Annotated in this window: 17 protein-coding genes; 8 read left to right on the forward strand and 9 right to left on the reverse strand. The window is 71.6% G+C overall.

The window, feature by feature from the left end; translation table 11 throughout:
- Nucleotides 1-130 precede the first annotated feature (130 nt).
- Both BM290_RS01290 and glxA read left to right on the forward strand, forming a co-directional pair.
- A complete protein-coding gene (locus BM290_RS01290; RefSeq protein WP_239143325.1) occupies nucleotides 131-1,867 on the forward strand; it encodes a glycosyltransferase family 2 protein in 1,737 nt (578 codons plus the stop codon).
- Entirely contained in the window at nucleotides 1,864-3,813 is a 1,950-nt protein-coding gene (gene glxA, locus BM290_RS01295) for a radical copper oxidase GlxA (protein WP_093609057.1), read from the forward strand. The genes BM290_RS01290 and glxA overlap by 4 nt, the downstream gene beginning before the upstream one ends.
- Nucleotides 3,814-3,829: 16 nt before the next feature.
- Here the strand turns inward: glxA and BM290_RS01300 are convergent, their stop codons facing one another.
- The 3 genes from BM290_RS01300 to BM290_RS01310 all read right to left on the reverse strand — a co-directional run bounded on the left by BM290_RS01300 (nucleotide 3,830) and on the right by BM290_RS01310 (nucleotide 6,655).
- Nucleotides 3,830-4,831 carry a glycoside hydrolase family 6 protein gene (locus tag BM290_RS01300; RefSeq protein ID WP_093609059.1) on the reverse strand — a complete coding sequence of 334 codons (1,002 nt, stop codon included), beginning with the start codon at nucleotides 4,829-4,831 and terminating at the stop codon, nucleotides 3,830-3,832.
- Nucleotides 4,832-4,943: 112 nt separating this feature from the next.
- A complete protein-coding gene (locus tag BM290_RS01305) occupies nucleotides 4,944-5,555 on the reverse strand; it encodes a class I SAM-dependent methyltransferase (RefSeq protein WP_093609061.1) in 612 nt (203 codons plus the stop codon).
- Nucleotides 5,552-6,655 (reverse strand): hypothetical protein, encoded by a 1,104-nt coding sequence (locus tag BM290_RS01310; RefSeq protein WP_093609063.1) that lies wholly within the window; start codon nucleotides 6,653-6,655, stop codon nucleotides 5,552-5,554. Before BM290_RS01310 ends, BM290_RS01305 begins: the two co-directional genes overlap by 4 nt.
- A 170-nt stretch (nucleotides 6,656-6,825) precedes the next feature.
- Between BM290_RS01310 and BM290_RS01315 the strand changes: the two genes are divergently transcribed.
- Complete coding sequence (locus BM290_RS01315; protein ID WP_093609065.1) at nucleotides 6,826-7,749, forward strand: AbfB domain-containing protein; 924 nt, start codon at nucleotides 6,826-6,828, stop codon at nucleotides 7,747-7,749.
- A 42-nt stretch (nucleotides 7,750-7,791) separates the two neighbouring features.
- Here BM290_RS01315 and BM290_RS01320 read toward each other — a convergent pair whose 3' ends face one another.
- The 4 genes from BM290_RS01320 to BM290_RS01335 form a co-directional block, all read right to left on the reverse strand.
- The gene (locus tag BM290_RS01320; RefSeq protein WP_093609067.1) at nucleotides 7,792-9,783 is read right to left on the reverse strand and encodes a beta-galactosidase; all 1,992 of its coding nucleotides are present in this window, start codon (nucleotides 9,781-9,783) and stop codon (nucleotides 7,792-7,794) included.
- A complete protein-coding gene (locus BM290_RS01325) occupies nucleotides 9,780-11,123 on the reverse strand; it encodes an ABC transporter substrate-binding protein (RefSeq protein WP_093609069.1) in 1,344 nt (447 codons plus the stop codon). The genes BM290_RS01320 and BM290_RS01325 overlap by 4 nt, the downstream gene beginning before the upstream one ends.
- A gap of 17 nt (nucleotides 11,124-11,140) precedes the next feature.
- Nucleotides 11,141-11,941 (reverse strand): carbohydrate ABC transporter permease, encoded by an 801-nt coding sequence (locus BM290_RS01330; protein WP_093609838.1) that lies wholly within the window; start codon nucleotides 11,939-11,941, stop codon nucleotides 11,141-11,143.
- A gap of 126 nt (nucleotides 11,942-12,067) precedes the next feature.
- Complete coding sequence (locus BM290_RS01335; RefSeq protein WP_093609071.1) at nucleotides 12,068-12,934, reverse strand: carbohydrate ABC transporter permease; 867 nt, start codon at nucleotides 12,932-12,934, stop codon at nucleotides 12,068-12,070.
- Nucleotides 12,935-13,034: 100 nt separating this feature from the next.
- Here BM290_RS01335 and BM290_RS01340 point away from each other — a divergent pair, with 100 nt between their 5' ends.
- Together BM290_RS01340 and BM290_RS01345 are read left to right on the forward strand one after the other, a co-directional pair.
- Nucleotides 13,035-14,096: a LacI family DNA-binding transcriptional regulator gene (locus BM290_RS01340; RefSeq protein ID WP_239143323.1), complete on the forward strand. Its 1,062-nt coding sequence runs from the start codon at nucleotides 13,035-13,037 to the stop codon at nucleotides 14,094-14,096.
- 68 nt (nucleotides 14,097-14,164) lie between these two features.
- A complete protein-coding gene (locus BM290_RS01345) occupies nucleotides 14,165-14,530 on the forward strand; it encodes a sporulation protein (RefSeq protein ID WP_203779122.1) in 366 nt (121 codons plus the stop codon).
- 42 nt (nucleotides 14,531-14,572) lie between these two features.
- Here the strand turns inward: BM290_RS01345 and BM290_RS01350 are convergent, their stop codons facing one another.
- Nucleotides 14,573-15,235, reverse strand: a complete 663-nt coding sequence (locus BM290_RS01350; protein WP_093609073.1) for a PilZ domain-containing protein — start codon at nucleotides 15,233-15,235, stop codon at nucleotides 14,573-14,575.
- 180 nt (nucleotides 15,236-15,415) lie between these two features.
- Here BM290_RS01350 and BM290_RS01355 point away from each other — a divergent pair, with 180 nt between their 5' ends.
- From BM290_RS01355 to BM290_RS01365, 3 genes are read left to right on the forward strand one after another with little or no spacing between them, the layout of a single operon-like run.
- Nucleotides 15,416-15,949 carry a SigE family RNA polymerase sigma factor gene (locus BM290_RS01355; RefSeq protein ID WP_093609844.1) on the forward strand — a complete coding sequence of 178 codons (534 nt, stop codon included), beginning with the start codon at nucleotides 15,416-15,418 and terminating at the stop codon, nucleotides 15,947-15,949.
- Nucleotides 15,946-16,785 carry a hypothetical protein gene (locus BM290_RS01360; RefSeq protein ID WP_093609075.1) on the forward strand — a complete coding sequence of 280 codons (840 nt, stop codon included), beginning with the start codon at nucleotides 15,946-15,948 and terminating at the stop codon, nucleotides 16,783-16,785. Before BM290_RS01355 ends, BM290_RS01360 begins: the two co-directional genes overlap by 4 nt.
- Nucleotides 16,782-17,846 carry an amidoligase family protein gene (locus tag BM290_RS01365; RefSeq protein ID WP_093609077.1) on the forward strand — a complete coding sequence of 355 codons (1,065 nt, stop codon included), beginning with the start codon at nucleotides 16,782-16,784 and terminating at the stop codon, nucleotides 17,844-17,846. Before BM290_RS01360 ends, BM290_RS01365 begins: the two co-directional genes overlap by 4 nt.
- A gap of 105 nt (nucleotides 17,847-17,951) precedes the next feature.
- Here BM290_RS01365 and BM290_RS01370 read toward each other — a convergent pair whose 3' ends face one another.
- Entirely contained in the window at nucleotides 17,952-18,749 is a 798-nt protein-coding gene (locus BM290_RS01370) for a DUF1932 domain-containing protein (protein ID WP_093609079.1), read from the reverse strand.
- Nucleotides 18,750-19,067 lie beyond the last annotated feature (318 nt).

The following is a 19,067-nucleotide window of genomic DNA, read 5'->3' on the forward strand; positions in this document are numbered from 1 at the left end:
ACAGGGCGTGTCGGTTCGACGATTTCTGTCACTGACCGCAACGAAGTTCCGGGCCTGCGACCGCTATGACACGACACGAACGAGGTACACGGTATGCCCGGATTTTACGAATTCTAGCTATCTTGCCTCTGTGCCCGGAAAGAGTGTTGTATCCCGTCTGCCGGATTATCCCGGTTTCAGCCGGCTCGCCGGCGACGCCGAACCCGTCCCGGACGGCGACGGCTACCGGGTCCGGCTGCGCCCGCTGTCCCGTCGCCGCCCGGTCCGCTCGCTGCTGATCGCGGTCTTCGCGTTCGCCTTCGAGGCCACCTTCTTCGGATGGCTGCTCGCCGCGGTCCAGCTGCCGGACCGGCGGATGCAGACCGGGCTGTTCCTGACCACCGGGTTCATGATCGGCGCGATCGCGCTGATCGAACTGTTCCGGCTGGTCAACGTGGTGACCCTGTGCCTGGCCACGCTGCAGGCCCGGGACCCGGTGCCGGTGCCGCCGGACGAGCGGCTGCGAGTGGCCTTCCTGACCACGATCGTGCCCGGCAAGGAGCCGATCGAGATGGTGGAGAAGACCCTGCGGGCGGCCATGCGGATCCGGCATCCCGGCCCGTTCGACGTGTGGCTGCTCGACGAGGGCGACGACCCCGAGGTCCGGGCGATGTGCCGGCGGGTGGGCGCGTACCACTTCAGCCGCAAGGGCGTCCCGGACTGGAACACCGCGGCCGGAGCGTTCAAGGCGAAGACGAAGCACGGCAACTACAACTCCTGGATGGACCGGCACGGCGACCGGTACGACGTGTTCGTCTCGGTCGACCCGGACCACGTGCCGCTGGAGAACTTCTGCGAGCGGCTCCTCGGCTACTTCCGCGACCCGGACGTGGCGTTCGTGATCGGCCCGCAGATCTACGGCAACTACGACAACGTGATCACCCGGTGGGCCGAGTCGCAGCAGTACCTGTTCCACTCGTTGCTGCAGCGGGCCGGCAACCGGCTGGGCATCCCGATGCTGGTCGGCACCAACAACGCGGTCCGCATCGCCGCGCTCCGGTCGATCGGCGGCCTGCAGGACTCGATCACCGAGGACATGGCGACCAGCCTGGCCCAGCACGCGCGCCGCAACCCGGCGACCGGGCGGCGCTGGCGGTCCGTCTACACGCCGGACGTGCTGGCCGTCGGCGAGGGACCGTCGTCGTGGACCGACTACTTCAGCCAGCAGCACCGCTGGTCACGGGGCACCGACGAGGTGTTCGTGGCCGGGTTCGCCCGGATGGTCCCGCGGCTCGGCCTGCTCCGTACGCTGCACTACTCGCTGCTCATGGCGTACTACCCGCTGACCGCCGTGGCCTGGCTGCTCGGCGCCGCCACCGCGACCCTGCACGTGGTGCTGGGCGTGCAGGGCGTCCAGGTGCCGCAGCAGGTGTGGCTGATGCTCTACGTCGACGCCGCCCTCTTCCAGGTCGGCCTCTATCTGTGGAACCGGCGGCACAACGTCAGCCCGCACGAGGAGGCCGGCTCGTCCGGTCTCACCGGCATGCTGCTGTCCACGCTGTGCGCGCCGATCTACGTCACCTCGTTCCTGCAGGCCGTGCTCCGCCGGCGGGCCGGTTTCGTGGTGACGCCGAAGGGTGACTCGGCCAGCCCGGACCGGCTGCTCACCTTCCGTACCCATCTGCGGTGGGCGGTTTTCCATGCCGCTCTGCTGGCCGTGGCCGCGGTGACCGGCCACGCGCACGGGTTCATGTGGCTGTGGCCCTCGCTCAACCTGGCCCTCTGCCTGACCCCGCCGGCGATCTGGGCGCTGCAGGCGCTCGGCCGCACTCCCCCGGCCGTCACCGACGACGACAAGGAATCGATAATGATGGAAATCGCGGCATGACTGCGCGACGACGTCCCACCCTGGCACGCCGGCTGTTCACGATGGCGGTGTCGCTGCCCCTGATGGCGGCGGTGGCCGTGGTCAACAAGCCGATCGTGGTGTTCGCCGCCGAGCGCTTCCACGAGTTCAGCATCAACCGGCCGTCCTACAAGCAGCAGTACGGCCACTGGTCGCTCCTGGACGTGCCGGCGAAGTTCCGGATCAACGCCATCCACGCGGCGCTGCTGCGTACCGGAAAGGTCCTGATCGTCGCCGGGTCCGGCAACAACCGGGACAACTTCGAGGCCGGCACGTTCCGCACGGTCCTGTGGGACCCGCGCACCGACGCGTTCACGAACATCCCGACGCCCACCGACCTGTTCTGCGGCGGCCACACCTTCCTGCCGAACGGCAATCTGCTGGTCGCGGGCGGCACCAAGTCGTACGAGGTGCTGGAAGCGGACATCACGCACGCCGCCGGCGTCATGAAGATCAAGAACGAGTCGCCGGACAACGGCTCGCGCACCTTCCCGAAGGGCACCCGGCTGCTCGGCGGGAACGGCCGCGCCTATCTGACCCGGGCCGACGTGACGGTGCCGGCCGCCGCGAAGATGTCGCACGGCGGCCAGACGATGGTGCACGCCGGTGAGGTCGAGGTGTGGGTGGACGCGGCCGACGAGGGCGACCTGCCGATCGTCACGCAGCCGGCGCAGTACTCGATCGCCGGGCTGACCGGCGCCGACAGCCGCAACCTCTACGGCATCTCCGACAAGATCACTCGGGAGAAGCAGGAGTACGGCGGGGACCGGACGTCGTACGAGTTCGACCCGATCGCCGAGCGCTACGTCCGTACCGGCGACATGACCGAGCACCGCTGGTACCCGACCCTGTCGACGATGCCGAACGGCGACGTGATGGCGGTGTCCGGGCTGGACGAGTTCGGCCGGATGCTGCCCGGCGTCAACGAGCGCTACAAGGTCGCGCAGCGCAAGTGGGTGGCCGCGCCCGAGCTGCAGCGGGTCTTCCCCACCTATCCGGCGCTGTTCCTGACCCGCGACGAGCGGCTGTTCTTCTCCGGCTCGAACGCCGGCTACGGCTCGGACACCGAGGGCCGCACCCCCGGGCTGTGGGACGTGGAGAAGAACAAGTTCGCGGTCGTGCCCGGCCTGGAGGATCCGCAGATGACCGAGACCAGCGCGTCGGTGCTGCTCCCGCCGGCCCAGGACCAGAAAGTGATGATCATGGGCGGTGGCGAGGTCGGCGACTCGCCGGTCGCCACGGCCCGGACCGCGATCGCCGACCTCGACGAGAAGGAGCCGCGCTACCGGCCCGGCCCGGACCTGCCCGCCCCCACCCGGTACCTGAGCTCGGTGGTGCTGCCGGACGACTCGGTGTTCACCAGCGGCGGCTCGTCCGGGTACCGGGGCGGGCCGTACCAGGGGCGCGCCCGCAGCGACCTGCTGACCACGCAGCTCTACGACCCGCGGCGGGAGGTGTTCCACGAGGCGGCGGCGCCCACCGTGGGCCGCAACTACCACTCCGAGGCGCTGCTGCTGCCGGACGGCCGGGTGGTCACGCTCGGCAGCGACCCGATCTACGACACCACCGGCGTCAACCCGGGCACCTTCGAGCAGCGGATCGAGATCTACAGTCCGCCGTACCTGTTCCGGGGCGAACGGCCGGTGGTCGGTGGCGGGCCGCGGACGGTGAAGCGGGGGCGCAGCGCCGCCTACGCGACCACCGACGCCGACCGGATCACCGGGGCCCGGCTGGTCCGGCCCAGCGCGGTCACCCACGGCACCGATGTCGATCAAAGGTCCATCGAGCTGGGGGTACGGCGTACGCCCGGCGGAGTGACGGTGTCCGTGCCGGACGAGCCCGGCCTCGTGCCGTCCGGCTGGTACATGCTGTTCCTGGTCGACGGCGACGCCCGGCCCTCGAAGGCCCGCTGGGTCCGGGTCGAATGACAGCGGGTGGTGGCGGCTAGTTGGTGGCGAGCCCGAGGGCGTACTCGGGCCACCACTGGCCGGCCGGCGGGGCGTCCGGAAGACACGCCCCGTCGGACTCCCCCGGCCGTTTCACCCACAGGTACGCGTCGACGCGCGGCACCCCGGTGTCCTCGGTCGGCGCCGGCCCGAGGGCGCGGCCCGGCGGGTTGCACCAGTGCCCCTCGTCGTCGCGCTCGTCGACCGGCGCCGGCCCGTTGCCGTTGCGGCTGGTGTCGATGACGAACGGCTTCCCGCCGAGCCGGTCGGAGATCGCGGTGCCGTAGGTGATGTTGTCCGCGGTGGTCTCGAAGTTGGACACGTTGAGGCTGAACCCGTCGGCGTCGTGCACCCCGGCGTCCGCCAGCGCCGACGCCACCCGGTCCACGTCCTTGATCCAGCCCGGGTGGCCCGCGTCGAGATAGACGCGTACCCCCTCGCCCTGTTTGAACGCCGTGATCGCCTCGCGCAGCAGGGTGAGCCGCTCCTGCGCGGCCGGACCGGTGACGCAGCCGTCCAGCACGTGCGGGACGGCGTCCGGCTCCAGCACCACGATCGCCGGGCGCCCGCGCACGGCCGCGGCCAGCTCGGCGATCCACGCCCGGTACGCCCCGGCGTCGGGCGCGCCGCCGCCGGAGTGGCCGCCGCAGTCACGCTGCGGCACCCAGTAGGGCACCAGCACCGCGGTCCGCCCGGCCGCCCCCGCCGCCATGATCAGCCGCCGGACCCGATTCTGGTAGCCGGGGACGGCGTCGGCGAACCAGACCGCGTTGGGCTCCTCGGCGATCCGCCGCAGCGCCGCCGCGTCCGCGGTGCGGCCCTGCGCCTGCCAGGCCCGCGCCTGCCGCACGGCCGGCGCGTCCGGCTCCACGTAGAACGTGGACGAGCCGATCGCCGACGGACCGGCCGACGGGGCCGGCGCGGGACGGGACGGGGCGGAGGTGCAGCCACCGAGGACGACGACCGTCGCCAGGCAGCCGAGTGCGGCAAGCTTTCTCATCCGGACGAACGGTACCGACCGCGCATATCCGATCGCGGCTCAGCGCACCGGCCGGATCACCGCAATCGCCTCATCGGGTGTCCGGATTCCCCCGTCCGGGACGGACCCGCCGCTACGCCGCGTCGTCCGAACGGCGCATCACGTCGAGCACGAACCACTCGTCCTCGTGGTGCACGACGTGCTCGAGACCGGCCGTGGCGAGCAGGGCCTGGTGCGCGTTGAAGCCGTCGTAGCTGCCGCCGGCACGGTCCCGGAAGTGCACCGAGACCAGGTCGCCGCCCGGCTCCAGGCGCCGGGTCAGGCCGTCCAGGGTGGCGGTCAGGTCATCGCCGGACAGGTAGTAGAGCAGGTCGCCGATGACGACCAGGTCGAAGACGCCGTCCGGCAGGTCGGCCGGCAGCTCGGCCCGCTCGACCCGCACGTTCGGCAGGTCCGCGGTGTTCTGCCGGGCCAGCTCGACGGCCTCGGGGACGCTGTCGGTGGTGAGCACCTCGTCGCAGCGGGCGGCGAGCATCCGGCTGAGCGTGCCGATCGACGCGCCCGGCTCGTAGCAGCGGCGGTAGCGCTCCCGCGGCAGGCTGGCCACGGTGACCGCGAACTTGCGCCGGTCGTGCCACTTGGTGGCCACGTCCCACGGGTCGTCCTTGGCCTCGTAGAGCCCGATGAAGTGGTCCAGGGAGACGGAGGTCTCGGGTGGCGCCGCGTCGCCTGCTGCTCGTGTCACCCGGCGATTGTGCCCCCGTCCCGGCCCTCGGCCACGGTCAGGGTGCCGACGCCGTTCTCCGCGACCAGGTTGATGCCGCCACCACCGGAGCCCGCGGTGAACCGGCTGCCCCGGTTGACGCCCTGCCTGCGGTCGCCGTACAGGTCGACGACACCGGCGCCGCGCTCCAGGACGGCCCGGACCGGGGCGCGGCCGCCGGTGCTGACCCGCCAGTCACGGACGCCGCCGGTCATCGCGATCGGCACGACGGTGTTCTGCCGGGGCAGCGCCAGGTCGATCGCGGCCGCGCCGCCGATCAGGTCGACCCGGCCGACCTTCGCGCCGGAGAGATCGATGGCGGCGGTACGCACGCCGCCGAGCATCAGCACCGACCAGGTGACCTCCGGGCTGAGCACCACGTTGACCTCGGCGGTCCCCGGGTCGGCGCCGTCGGTGACGAAGACCCGCACCCGATCGCCCTGCACCTCGGTCCGGGTGGTGATGCCGCTGCCGACCGGGCTGGACACCCGGAACCAGTCGTCGCCGGTGTCGCCGATCCGCACGTCGAGGGCGGTGGTGCCGTCGGCCAGCTCGAAGGTGGCCGCGGCCGGGGCGGGGGCGGCCGGGGCGCTGGTCCCGATGGAGACCGGCGGGTTGGCCGGGGCCTCGGCGGCCGGCCCGGTCGCGGTCGGGACGGTCAGCACCGGGGCGGCGGTCGGGTCGGTGGGGCGGGTCGCGTACCAGGCCAGGCCGCCGGCCAGCAGAATCGCGGCGGCCAGGGCGGCGATCGGCTTGCCGGAGGCGGCACGGCGGCGGCTCTCGGCCAGGTGCAGCTCGATGGTGGGCCGCTCGACGGTGGGACGCTCGGCGGGGCGCGTCGCGGCGCGGGGCGCCCAGGCCGGCTCGGTACGGACCGCCTCGGCGCCCTCCGGCTCGTAGTGGTCGGCGGGCGGCCCCACCCGGTGCGGCGCGTCGGGCCAGTACTCGGAGATGTCGGGCAGGCTCGGCCCGCTCTCGGAGGGTCCGGTGATGACCAGCTCGACGACCGCTGGGTCGTCACCACCCGGGCGGTCGGTGTCAGAGACGGCAGGACTGTCCACGTAGCTCTCCTCGAGGCGCACGGCAGGACTCCACGCCGGTGATACGGATGTGCGGCCCGTTCGGTTCGATTGGAGCGCTCCCAACAAATTAGGACATCGTTTCCTCTTGCCCTCAGATGCCCCGAGCGTGTAGATCCTTATCGAATCCTTAAGTGATTCTCTGTGAACGATCCCCCACGGAAGCGAAATTGATGCCGGAAGACGACGCCCGTAACGGTCTACGGGTCGGCGGCTGGATTCCGCCCTATTCACCCGGCGGCGGCGCCGCCGGGCCGATCCGGCCCACCGCCCGCCCCCACACCAGCGCCCCGTACGCCCGCGACCCCTTCCCCCGCCTGCGTGGCGAGGGCACGTGGCGGCCCCGCCTCGTCCTCGCCGCCGCCCTCTGTCTCGCCTGCGCGGCGACCGCCGCGATAGCCGTGGTCCTGGACGCCTCCCGGGGCACCGAGCCGGTCGCCGCCGAGTTCACCGTCCCGTCCGCCCCGGATGACGGCCTGCCGGCCTTCCCACCGCCTCCGGCCTCGGCAGAGGTGCCGGTCAGCGTGCAGCCGTCGATCACGAGCACGACGCCGCCGGACACTGTCGTACCGCCTGATCCGGCACCGCCGGAGACGTCGCCGGTGGCGACGCGAACCACCACGAAACCACCCGCCACGACGCAGCCCACGACACGGCCGCCGGCCCCGCCGCCGGTCCGGCTAAGCGTCGGATCGACGGTCGGGCTGGAGGCGGCCGACCGGCCCGGGCACCGGGTGCGGCACCGTGACTTCCGCGGCCGGCTGGAGGCGGTGAGCGCGTCCGGCAGCGCCGACTCGGCCTTCCGGGTACGCACCGGACTCGGCGACGGAAGCTGTGTCTCGCTCGAATCCGTAAACTTTCCCGGGTATTATCTGCGCCATCGAAATTTCGAAATACGGCTAGACAGGAACGACGGCTCCGCGCTATTCCGCCAGGACGCGACTTTCTGTCCCGTGACGATTCGACAGGGCGCCGCACTGGTGCTCCGGTCGACGAACTATCCGCGCCACCACGTGGTCGCCGACAACGGTCTGCTGAAGATCGTCCAGACCGCCGCGGAACAGGCCACGGCCTTCATCCCGCGGAACGCGCTCTGACCGACCCCGGCCGGCCCATCCGGCCGGGGCCGGTCAGGCCCCTCACTGCTTGCCGATGACTGTCACCCCACGTGGCGGGAGGATCCCGGCGCCCGGCAGGTCGCCGAGATCCACCGGCTCATCGGTGCGGTTGATCAGGAACCAGTGGTCGCCGCGGACCGCCAGCTCGACCCGGCCGCCCAGCCCGGCGGGCAGCTCGCTGCGCACCCCGGCCGGGCCGAGCAGGCCGGGCAGCAGCGCGCCGATCCCGTCCGGGCCGAGACGGGTGGAGACGTACGCCGCCGACCCGGGTCCCACCCGCCGCCGGGTCACCGCCGCCCGTTCCGCGTGGTCCCCGGTCTTGTACCGGGCCAGCACCTCCACCCCGTCCCCGGTCACGTCGATCCGGTCGGTCCAGATCGTGCCGGTCGTGCCGTTGTCCAGCTCGGCGCTCTCGTGGTCGAGCAGCGGCCCGAACTCCTCGATCCGGATGCCCAGCAGCTCACGCAGCGCTCCGGGGTATCCGCCGAGCCAGACGTGGTCGTTCTCGTCGACGATCCCGGAGAAGTACGTGGTGACCAGGTGCCCGCCGCCGTTCACCCAGTCCCGCAGCCGGCCGGCCAGCGCGGCCGGGACGACGTGCAGGATCGGGGCGATCAGCATCCGGTACTCCTCCAGCGGCCCGCCGGCCGGGAGCACGTCCACCCGGATCCCGGCGTCGAGCAGCGCCGTGTACCAGTCCAGCGCCTCCTGCCGGTAGCGCAGCCGCTCGGTGGGGTGCGAGTCGTGCTCGGCCACCCACCACGACTCCCAGTCGAAGACGATGCCGACGGCCGCCCGGGCCCGGTGCGAGCCGGCGATCGGGGCCAGCTGCCGCAGCCGTTCGCCCAGCGCGGCCACGTCGCGGAAGACGTCGCTGTCGGTTCCGGCGTGCGGCAGCATCGCCGAGTGGTACTTCTCGGCGCCGGCCCGCGACTGGCGCCACTGGAAGTAGCAGACCGCGTCGGCGCCGTGCGCGACGTGGGTGAGCGAGTCCCGTTCCAGCTCGCCCGGCTTCTTCGCGACGTTGACCGGCTGCCAGTTGACCGCGCTCGTCGAGTGCTCCATCAGGAACCACGGGCGCCCGCCGGCGATGTTGCCGGTCAGGTTGGCCGAGAAGGAGAGCTCGTCGCGGGCCTGCGGGCCGGGCAGCACGTAGTGGTCGTTGGAGACGAAGTCTAGCTCGGCGGCCCAGTCGGCGTAGTTCATCCCCTTCGTCTCGCCCATCACCATGAAGTTCGTGGTGACCGGCACGTCCGGGGTGAACCGCCGGAGCAGGTCGCGTTCGGCGATCAGGTGGTCCTTCAGCGCGTCCGAGGAGAACCGCTTGAAGTCCAGCTGCTGGGTCGGGTTCGGGTACGAGGCGGCCAGCCGTGGCGGCAGCACCTCCTCGAAGTCGTCGTAGCGCTGCGACCAGAACGCGGTCGCCCACGCCTGGTTGAGCGCTTCGACGGTGCCGTAGCGGGCCCGCAGCCAGTGGCGGAAGGCGGCCGCCGCGTCGTCGGAGTAGTCGTAGACGTTGTGGCAGCCCAGCTCGTTGCTGACGTGCCAGGCCACCAGCGCCGGGTGGGCGGCGTACCGACCGGCCAGCTCACCGGCCAGCCGGAGAGCGTATTCCCGGAAGACCGGCGACGTGGGCCGCCAGTGCTGACGGCCGCCCGGCCAGAGCGTCTCGCCGGTCCGCGTCACCGGCAGGATCTCCGGGTGCTTGCGGGTCAGCCACGGCGGCGGCGAGGCGGTGGCGGTGGCCAGGTCGACGGCGATCCCACCGGCGTGCAGCAGGTCCATCACCTCGTCGAGCCACGCGAAGTCGTACTCGCCGTCGCGGGGCTCGAGCCGGGCCCAGGAGAAGATCGCGAGGGAGACGATGGTGACGCCGGCCTCGCGCATCGCCCGTACGTCGTCGTCCCAGACCTCGCGGGGCCACTGGTCGGGGTTGTAGTCCGCGCCGAACTCCAGACGCGCCGACCCGGCGCGGCGAAGCCAGCGCCGGGTCGTCTCGTTGCTTTGCGTCATTTAACTGTGAAGCCCTGTTCGGTTCCGTACTTGACCGACGCGTCCTGCCAGGCCTTCAGACCGTCGGTCAGGCTGCCCTGGCCGATGTACGCCTTGCCGACGGTGTCGCCGTAGATGCTGTTGGCGTAGACCTGGAAGGGCAGGTACGACCAGCCGGTGACGACCTGCCCGGCGGAGGCGGCGAGCACCTCGTTGACCTTCTGGCCGCCGAAGTACGGGAACTCCTTGTTCTGGAACTCCGGGGCGGCGAGGTGCTTGGTGGTGGCCGGGAACGCGCCGTCGTCGATGCGGGTCTGCGCGCCCTCGTCGACCGCGGCGTACTTCAGGAACGCGTACGCCAGGGTCTTGCTGGCGCCCTTCTCCGGGATGGCGAGCGAGCTGCCGCCGTTCTCCGCGGTCGCCTTGCCGCCGGCCTCCCACTGCGGCATCGGGGCGACCCGCCACTTGCCGTTCGCGGGCGCCGCGCCCTTCTCCAGGTTGCTCGGCATCCACGCGCCGGTGACCAGGGTGGCGATGGTGCCGTCGCCGAGGCCCTTGTACCACTCGTCGGTCCAGCCCGGGACCGGCGAGAGAAGCTTCTTGTCGATCAGCTTCTGCCACTGCGCCGCGAACTTCTGGGCGCCCGGGTCGGACGCGAAGTTGACCGTGACGTCGGTGCCGTTGACCTGGTACGGCTTGCCGCCGGCCTGCCAGATGAGGCTGGTGGTGAAGCCGGCGTCACCGGAGTCGCTGGTGATGTACGCCTTCGGGTCGGCGGTGTGCAGCTTCTCGGCGGCGGCCGCGTACTCCTCCCAGGTGGTCGGCACCGCGATCTGGTGCTTGTCGAACACCTCCTTGTTGTAGAAGAGCGCCATCGGCCCGGAGTCGATCGGGAAGCCGTAGATCTTGTCGCCGGCGTGGACCGCGTTCCAGGTGCCCGGGGTGAACGTGCCGTTGAGCGCGGCGGCGCCGTACGTGTTCAGGTCCACGACCGACTTGGCCAGCGCGAACTGCGGGAGCGCGTAGTACTCGATCTGCGCCACATCGGGAACACCGGTGCCGGCCGTGATCGCGTTCTGCAGGGCCGTGTACTGGTCGTTGCCCGTACCCGCGTTGGTGAGGTTGACCTTGACCTTGGGGTATTTGGTCTGGAAGTCGGCGGCGACCTTGGTGATCGTGGTGTCCCACGCCCACACGTTGATGGTGCCCCCGGCGTCCAGCGCGGCCTTGATGTCGGCCTCGGAGACGCTGGTCGGGGCCGCCGTGCCGTCCGTGCCCTCATCGGAGCTCGAACAGCCGGTGGCCAGCAGGGTTATCGACATGGCGGCGCCGAGGAGCGCGCGCCGGCGGGTGATCGACATTGACGCAATCCCTTCCGTTATTGCTTGACGCTGCCCGCGGCCAGACCTGACTGCCAATAACGCTGGAGCAGCAGGAACGCCACGGTCAGGGGGACGATGGTGAGCAGCGAACCGGTGATCACGAGGTCGTAGACGACGTCGCCGCCGACCGTGGTGGCCTGCCTGCTCCACTGGTAGAGACCCAGCGTGAGGGGGTAGAGGTCGGCATCCTTCAGCATGATCAGCGGGAGGAAGAAGTTGTTCCAGGTCGCGACGATGTTGAACAGCAGCACCGTGACCAGGCCGGGAGCGAGCAACGGCAGGGACAGCTTGAAGAAGCTGCGGAACTCGCCGGCGCCGTCCACCCGGGCGGACTCGAGGATCTCGTTGGGCACGGCCTCGCTGGAGTACGTCCACATCAGGTAGAGGCCGAACGGCGACACCAGCGACGGGATGATGATCGCCCACGGGGTGTCGGTCAGCCCCATCTTCGCGAACATCAGGAACGTCGGCACGGCCAGCGCGGTCGGCGGGACCGCGATGCCGCCGAGGATCAGGGCGAACACCGCCCGGCGGCCGAGGAAGTCGAACTTCGCCAGCCCGTAGCCGGCCAGGGCCGCCAGCAGGGTCGCTCCCCCGGCGCCGACCAGCACGTAGAGCACGGTGTTCAGCAGCCAGCGGCCGAAGATGCCGTCCTGGTAGGTGAACGCGCGCCCGATGTTGTCGAACAGCGCGAAGTCGCCGGAGAACCAGAGGCCGAACGTGCCGAGCAGATCCGACTGCGTCTTGGTCGAGCTGATCAGAAGCCAGATCAACGGCAACAGGGTGTACGCCAGCATCAGGCCGGTGACGATCGTGAGGGTCACGCTGCGGCGTGGCCTGCTGACCGACGCCCGTACGGTGACCGGTTTGCGGGAGCGGCCCGGGCTCTGCGCCGCCGCCCGGACGGTGGGCGTGGTGGACACTCAGGCCGCCCCCTTCAAGGCACGTCCCTGGAACAGGTACGCCACGACCATGGTCGCCAGACCCATCACCAGGGCGACCGTCGCCGAGTAGTTGACCTGCTGCCCGGCGAAGGACAGCTGGTACGCGTAGATGTTCGGGGTGAAGTAGGTGGTGATCGAGTTGGGCGCCAGCGTGTCCAGGATCTGCGGCTCGTTGAACAGCTGGAAACTGCCGATGATCGAGAACACGGTGGCCACCACCAGCGGACCCCGCAGCGCCGGCAGCTTGATGGCCCGGATGATCCGGAACTGCCCGGCCCCGTCGATGGCGGCCGCCTCGTAGAGCGCGGTGTCCACGACCCGGAGGCCGGAGTACAGGATGAGCATGTTGTAGCCGACGAACTCCCAGGTCACGATGTTGCCGATGCTGGCCAGGATCAGGTCCGGCGACAGCGGGTCGGGCAGGGTGATCCCGAACAGCTCGTTGATGTTGCCGACCAGCCCGAACCGGGTGCCGTAGAGGAAGCCCCACATCAGGGCGGCCACCACGGCCGGCACGGCGTACGGCAGGAAGATCGCGACCCGGAAGAACCCGGCCCCGTAGAGCCGGCCGCTGTCGATCGCCAGCGCCACCAGCAGGGCGAGTCCCAGCATGATGGGCACCTGGACCAGCAGGAACAGCGAGACGCGGGTGAGCGCCTCCCAGAACTGCGGGTCGCCGAAAACCTTGGTGTAGTTCTCGAAGCCGACGAAGCTGGTGCCGCCGACCAGTCTGGTGCGGAAGACGCTGAGGTAAGCCGCATACGCGATGGGCGCCAGGAAGACCAGTCCGAAGACCGCGAGGAACGGACCGGTGAATTGCCACCCGATCCATGAACGACGGGTCACGCCTGCCCCCTCCCGAGGATGTTTACGTAAACATGAGCGTCATGTTTACGTAAACATGACTGCCGTATAGTGGCACGGGCCACAAATCACGGTCAAGGAGATGATCACGATCGAACCGCCCCGGCTCCGTGCCGCCTCGGACGTCCCCGGCGGGCGTCGCAAGCAGCGCGTCTCCATGGCCGACGTGGCCCGCCTCGCCGGAGTCTCCTCGCAGACCGTCTCGCGCGTCGCCAACGGCGCGGCCGGCGTCGTCGACACCACCCGTGAGCACGTGCTCGCCGCCATGAGCGAGCTCGGCTACCGGCCCAACAGCGCGGCCCGGTCGCTGCGCTACGGGCGCTTCAACACGATCGGCGTCATCCTGTTCGGGCTGTCGTCCATCGGCAACAGCCGCACGGTCGAGGCGATCGCCACCCACGCCGCCGCCGAGGGCTACGCGATAACCCTCATCCCGGTCGGCGCGGCCACCCAGGACAACGTCATGGGAGCGTTCACCAGGATGGGTGAGCTCGCCGTCGACGGGGTCGTCCTGATCATCGAGGTGCACCTGCTCGACGCGTCGGCCGTCGCCATCCCGCCCGGCGTGCACGTGGTCGTCGTCGACTCCGACGCGGGCGACCGCTACCCGGTCGTCGACACCGACCAGGCCGACGGGGCGCGGCAGGCCGTCCGGCATCTGCTCGCGCTCGGGCACCGTACCGTCTGGCACGTCGCCGGCCCCGCCGAGTCGTTCGCCGCCGAGCGGCGCGCCGGCGCCTGGCGCCGGGTCCTCGAGGAGGCCGGGCGGCCCGTCCCGGCCCCCGAGCGCGGGGACTGGTCGGCCGACTCGGGCTATCACGCGGGGCTGCGGCTCGCCGCCGACCCGGACTGCACGGCCATCTTCGCCGCCAACGACCAGATGGCGCTCGGCGTGCTGCGGGCCCTGCACGAGCGTGGCCGGCGGGTGCCGGCCGACGTCAGCGTGGTCGGGTTCGACGACATCGCCGACGCCGGGTCCTATCTGCCCCCGCTTACCACCGTCCACCAGGACTTCGCCGAGGTCGGGCGGCGCTGCGTGGACGCGCTGCTGCGCCAGATCCACGACGAGCCGACGGGCGCCGGCACCGATCTGGTCGCCACCCGGCTGGTGATTCGCGGGAGCACGGGGCCGGTCGGGTCGTGATCGGGGCTGCGCCGGTTGACCGGCTGACGGACCCTGGGTGGAGGACTTCGACACGAAGGGTGTTCACCATGCCGTTCAAGCCCAGCGCCACCGAGATTCTCGAGCACGCGCGGACCGGGACCTCCACCGCGGGACGTGTCTTCGGCGAGCCGATCGAACGGGACGGCGTCACCGTCGTCCCGGTCGCGGTGATCCGCGGCGGCGGGGGCGGGGGCGCCGGCAGCGGCTCCCCCGAGGGCGGCGACAAGGTCGACGGGGAGGGCTCGGGCGGCGGGTTCGGCTTCACCGCACGCCCGGCCGGGGTGTTCGTGATCCGCGACGGGGACGCGCACTGGCGTCCGGCGCTCGACGTCAACCGGATCGTCGCGGGTGGGCAGCTGCTGGGCCTCGCCGCCATCCTGGTCATCGGCACCGCCCTGCGCCGCCGCCGCTGAACCCGGGCCGGGTCCGGCCCGGACCCGGCGGCGTCCGGCTGTTCAGGCGGTTCGTTTGTTGCGGCGGCGCTCGCCGATCTCCCAGGCCAGGATGTACTGGCGGATCGTCCGGGCCAGCTCCTCCTTGGTGTCGAACGTGAGGATCAGGTGCTGGCCGGGGTCGCCGTGCGGAGCGTCCCGGACGTTGTGGACCACACCGCTGAGCTTCGCCTCGGCGGTGCCCAGCCACACCGTCGCCTCGACCCGGTCGCCCTGGGTGAGCGAGGTGGCCTCGTCGATCCAGCAGCGCAGGCCGCCCTCGCTGATGTCCAGCAGGACACCCTCGGCCGGCTGGCCGCTGACCTCGGCGTCCAGGTGCACGACGGCGCCGGCGCCGCCACGGACGAACTCCCGGCGGTTGTCGTGCCGGGCGGCGCCCGACGGGGTGAGGATCCAGCGCAGCGGGGCGCTGCCGGACACCACGACGAGGCGGCAGGGCAGCACCACGCGGGTCCGTGGCGGCGCCCAGAAGATCTCGAACTCCTGGCCGGGCTCGAACATCGCGAGGCCGGTGGTCTCCAGCGGGGCGGCCACGCTGAACGTGTCGCCGTCGATCGACTCGAGCTTCGACCGGAGGTTCACTCCGTCGCCGAGGACCAGGAAGACGGGGTCACCGATCGCCGGCAGCTCGACGCCGGCCAGACCTCCGGCCCCTGGAACCGACATCACTCCAGCTGCACCGTTGCTCATCATTCACCTCTCCGGGACGCCCGTTCACGGCTGGTCGGGTCGGCCTCTCTCATCGGCAGCCGGCGGCCGTACGTGAACATCCCGGAGGTCCGGGGACGGCCGTCACGTACGCTCGTTGGAAAATCTCGGGAAGGGACTGCACAGATCGTGGCCCGGATGCGTCCATGGGGAGTGACCTTCGAGCAATTCGCGTTGGCCCGCCTGCCAAGCCTGCTCCGGTACGCGGTCGTCCTCACCGGCGACCGGGATCTGGCCCAGGATGTCGTGCAGGAGGTGCTGGCGCGGGCCCAGGTCCGGTGGAAACGCATCAGCGACGCGGAGTCGCCCGAGGCGTATGTGCGGCGCATGGTGCTCAACGAGTACCTGTCGTGGCGGCGCAGCTGGGCGGTGCGGCACATCCACGCGGCCGGGGAACGCTTGATCGAGATCGACGACGCTCGCGGCGGGGTCCGCGACCACGCCGACGGTGTGGTCGAGGCCGACGCGCTCTGGCACCGGCTTGCCGCCCTCGGGCGCAAGCAGCGGGCGGTGCTGGTGTTGCGCTACTACGAGCAGCTGGACGACGACGCGATCGCCGATCTGCTGGGGTGCGCTCCCGCCACGGTGCGCAGCCACGCGTCGAGGGCACTGCAGATCCTCCGGCTCGATCAGCAGTCGGAGATTCGAGTCCACGCCGAGGAGAGGTCGTGAACGAGCACGGAGACCGGCTGCGCGAAGCCTTCACCAAGCACGAGACCGAGACGCCGGACCCCGCAGCGGTCTACGCCCGCGTCGAGGAGCTGGCGAAGAAATACCGGTGGCGCCGGTTCGGCGTGCAGGCCGCGGGCGGGGTGGCGCTGAGCGCCGGCCTCATCGCGGGCATCACCCAGCTCCCGGCGATCCTGCCCGCCTCCCCGGCCGCGACCAACGCGCCCGCCTTCGAGGTCGCCGCCCCGATCGCGACGATCGACCCGGCCGCGCCGCTCACCGACGAGGAGACCAAGGCGGGTCTCGCCGCCTACTTCGAGGCCGGTTTCGGCTACGACAACGCGGTCGAGCTGGCCAAGCTGTGGAACCTGCCGGGTGACCAGATCGCCCAGGTCAAGGCCGTCGCCGGGCGCAAGCTGCTGGCCAACGAGACACTGCCGGTCACCGCCAAACCCAACACCGACGAGCCCACCACCGGGGAGCCGGAGGACACTGAGCTGTCCCGGCAGACCGAGGAGTTCTTCCTGCAGGGCTACGACTGGGACGACGCGGTCGTGCTGGCGAAGCTGTGGAAACTCGACGACCCGGGCTCGGCCAAGGCCGAGGCGGGCAAGCGCCTGCTCGCCGGGGAGACCCTGCCGGGCGGGGTCAAGCCCGACCCGAAGCAGGTCGAGGAGGGTAACAAGGCCCGCCTGGCGAACGTCTTCTGGGACGCCGGCTACGACGGCGAGGACGCCGAGAAGCTGGCGAAACTCTGGAAACTCGACGACACGTACGACGCCAAGGTCGAGGCCGGCCGACGGATCCAGGCCGGCGAGACGCTGCCGATCCAGCCGTGACCCCGGAGCTGCGCCGGCGGATCGGCTTCGAGATCGAGCTGATGGCCCCGCCCGGGGTCAGCCGACGCACCCTGGCCATGGATCTGGCCGGACGCTGCGGGGGCAGCGTCCGGCCGGTGTGGCACCACGACAGCGAGCCGTCGCTGGTTCCCGGGCTGGGACGGTTCCTGCATCTCACGCAAGGTTTCGAGGTGCGCCGGCCGGGCGGGGAGCTGCTCTGCACGCTCGTCGACGACGTCACCCTGCTGCACGGTCTCGACCCGCGGTCCCCGGCCGTCCCGGGCTGGCACCGGATCCTCACCGACGACACCCGGCTGCTGCGCCTGCTCGCGCTGCAGTGCGATCCCGGCGCCCACCTGCCCGACGTGCTCGCACCGGCGGCCCGCCTGTGGGGCACCACGGTCCAGCAGCACGGCCGGATCTTCCGGCTCGACGACCCGGCCGGCGCGACGGTCGCCCTCGCCTCCCCCGCCGGCGGCGAACGCGAACGCCCCTGCGAGATCGTCACCCCACCGATCGCCGCGAACCATCACGCCGCGCTCGCCGAACTGCTCGAACCCGCCCGCGACCTCGGCTTCACCGTCCCTCATGAGGCGGCCGTGCACCTGCACGTCGACGGCGCGCCGTTCCGCGCGGCGGACGCCCTGGCCAACGTGGTGCGGCTGTTCGCCCACTACCGGGAGGCGCTGCGCGAGGTGCTGGCCACCAACCCGGCCTGCCGCCGGCTCGCGCCGCTCCCGGCGCCGCTGGTCACCGCCGTCGCCGGCAGGCCGACCACCGAGGAGTTGCGCCGAGCCGCCACCGACGGCGGCCTCACCAAGTTCTTCGACGTCAACCTCACCCAGGTGCTGACCGACACCCCGATCCGCGACACCGTCGAGATACGCATCCTGCCGGGCGCCCTCGACGCCTCCGCGATCATCCACCGGGCCGCCCTGATCGACCTGCTGCTGGCCCGCTGCGCCGATCCGGCGCCGATCCCGCCTCCGCCGGACCCCGCCGCCGCGGTGGAGACGTTGCTGGACATGGCCGCCGAGACCCATGCGGGGTACGGCCACTAGGACAACCGTGAGCCACACCGCGAGACGGGCGGCCCCTCGCGGCCCGGCCGCGCGCGCCGGGCTGCTGCCCACCTCCCCGACGGCCGGATCCGTGCACCCCGCGGCTCAGGGGGTGGGGCGCCGGGGGATCAGGGACTCCAGGACGTCCCGGGCGGCGGGGGCCACGCGGGGCCGGATGCCCAGATCGGTGAGGAGTTCGGTGGCGGCGGCCATCTCCTCACGGCGGCGGACGGCGTGCTTGCGGGAGCCGTCGACCAGGCGGTCCAGGGTGCCGGCGTCGCTGCGGACCAGCTCGTCGCGGACGATGTCGCGCAGCCACTTCTCCAGCCCCGCCGCCCGGGCCGCTTCCAGTGCCTCGATCACGGCGGCGGCCATGCCCTTGTAGAAGACGCTGCGCAGCAGTTTGCGAGTGGCGGCCGCGCCGACCGGGCCGTCCAGCACCTCCACCGACGCGCCGTATCCGCCGAGCACGCCGGCCAGCTCGGTGGCGGCCGGGCCACTGGCGGTCATCGGGGTGCGCAGGCCACGGCCGGGGACCGGGGACATCAGGGCCACGTCGACCACCCGTACCGTCCGGCCGCCGAGTGCGGCGAGTCGTTCCTTGAGGCCGGGCGCCGCGGTGTTGAGGTCGGCCCAGATCACGCCGGGGGCCAGTACGGGCAGCGAGTCACGCAGCGCGTCCACGGCGTCGGCGGCGCTGTTGACGCTGAGCACGATCGACGCGCCCGCCACGGCGGTGGCGTCGCTGTCCGCGGCTCGCACCCCGGCCGGCGCCGGCGTCGCCGGGTCGTGGCCCTGCACGGTCGCGCCGGCCGCCACCAGGTCGGCGGCGATCAGGCTGCCGGCCTCGCCGAGCCCGAGGACGGCGATCACCGGCCCGGCGGGAGTTCCGGAGACCGTCATGACAACGCCTCCACCGGAACGCCCGGCGCCTCGGAGACCGGCACGGCAGAGCGTCCCGCGTGCCGGAAGCCCGTCGTGAAAGGGCCTCGACCAGGAGGCTCTGCCGGTAGGAGGCCGTCAACTCGGGAGGGCCGGGTGAGGGCTTTCATGGTGGAGCCTCCTGACGTGGGGCGGGCCGGCACCCGTGGTGGCGCGTCGCCGGGACAGGCGGCCGGGTGTCGGGTGGTGCCGTGGCGGCGCCGGGAGCCGGTCGCGAGTGTTCCAAGGCGGCGACACGATTGTCAACAATTGTCGCGACGACCGGGGTGGCCTACGCTC

Origin of the sequence: Actinoplanes philippinensis, from assembly GCF_900113015.1 — a bacterium.
Lineage (GTDB): Bacteria > Actinomycetota > Actinomycetes > Mycobacteriales > Micromonosporaceae > Actinoplanes > Actinoplanes philippinensis.

What these genes read in the sequence shown, in the direction of transcription:
- glxA (WP_093609057.1), top strand. Translation starts at nt 1,864, where the DNA reads ATGACTGCGCGACGACGTCCCACCCTGGCACGCCGGCTGTTCACGATG.
- BM290_RS01300 (WP_093609059.1), bottom strand. Translation starts at nt 4,831, where the DNA reads ATGAGAAAGCTTGCCGCACTCGGCTGCCTGGCGACGGTCGTCGTCCTC.
- BM290_RS01315 (WP_093609065.1), top strand. Translation starts at nt 6,826, where the DNA reads ATGCCGGAAGACGACGCCCGTAACGGTCTACGGGTCGGCGGCTGGATT.
- BM290_RS01320 (WP_093609067.1), bottom strand. Translation starts at nt 9,783, where the DNA reads ATGACGCAAAGCAACGAGACGACCCGGCGCTGGCTTCGCCGCGCCGGG.
- BM290_RS01325 (WP_093609069.1), bottom strand. Translation starts at nt 11,123, where the DNA reads ATGTCGATCACCCGCCGGCGCGCGCTCCTCGGCGCCGCCATGTCGATA.
- BM290_RS01330 (WP_093609838.1), bottom strand. Translation starts at nt 11,941, where the DNA reads ATGCTGGCGTACACCCTGTTGCCGTTGATCTGGCTTCTGATCAGCTCG.
- BM290_RS01340 (WP_239143323.1), top strand. Translation starts at nt 13,035, where the DNA reads ATGATCACGATCGAACCGCCCCGGCTCCGTGCCGCCTCGGACGTCCCC.
- BM290_RS01345 (WP_203779122.1), top strand. Translation starts at nt 14,165, where the DNA reads ATGCCGTTCAAGCCCAGCGCCACCGAGATTCTCGAGCACGCGCGGACC.
- BM290_RS01350 (WP_093609073.1), bottom strand. Translation starts at nt 15,235, where the DNA reads ATGTCGGTTCCAGGGGCCGGAGGTCTGGCCGGCGTCGAGCTGCCGGCG.
- BM290_RS01355 (WP_093609844.1), top strand. Translation starts at nt 15,416, where the DNA reads ATGCGTCCATGGGGAGTGACCTTCGAGCAATTCGCGTTGGCCCGCCTG.
- BM290_RS01370 (WP_093609079.1), bottom strand. Translation starts at nt 18,749, where the DNA reads ATGACGGTCTCCGGAACTCCCGCCGGGCCGGTGATCGCCGTCCTCGGG.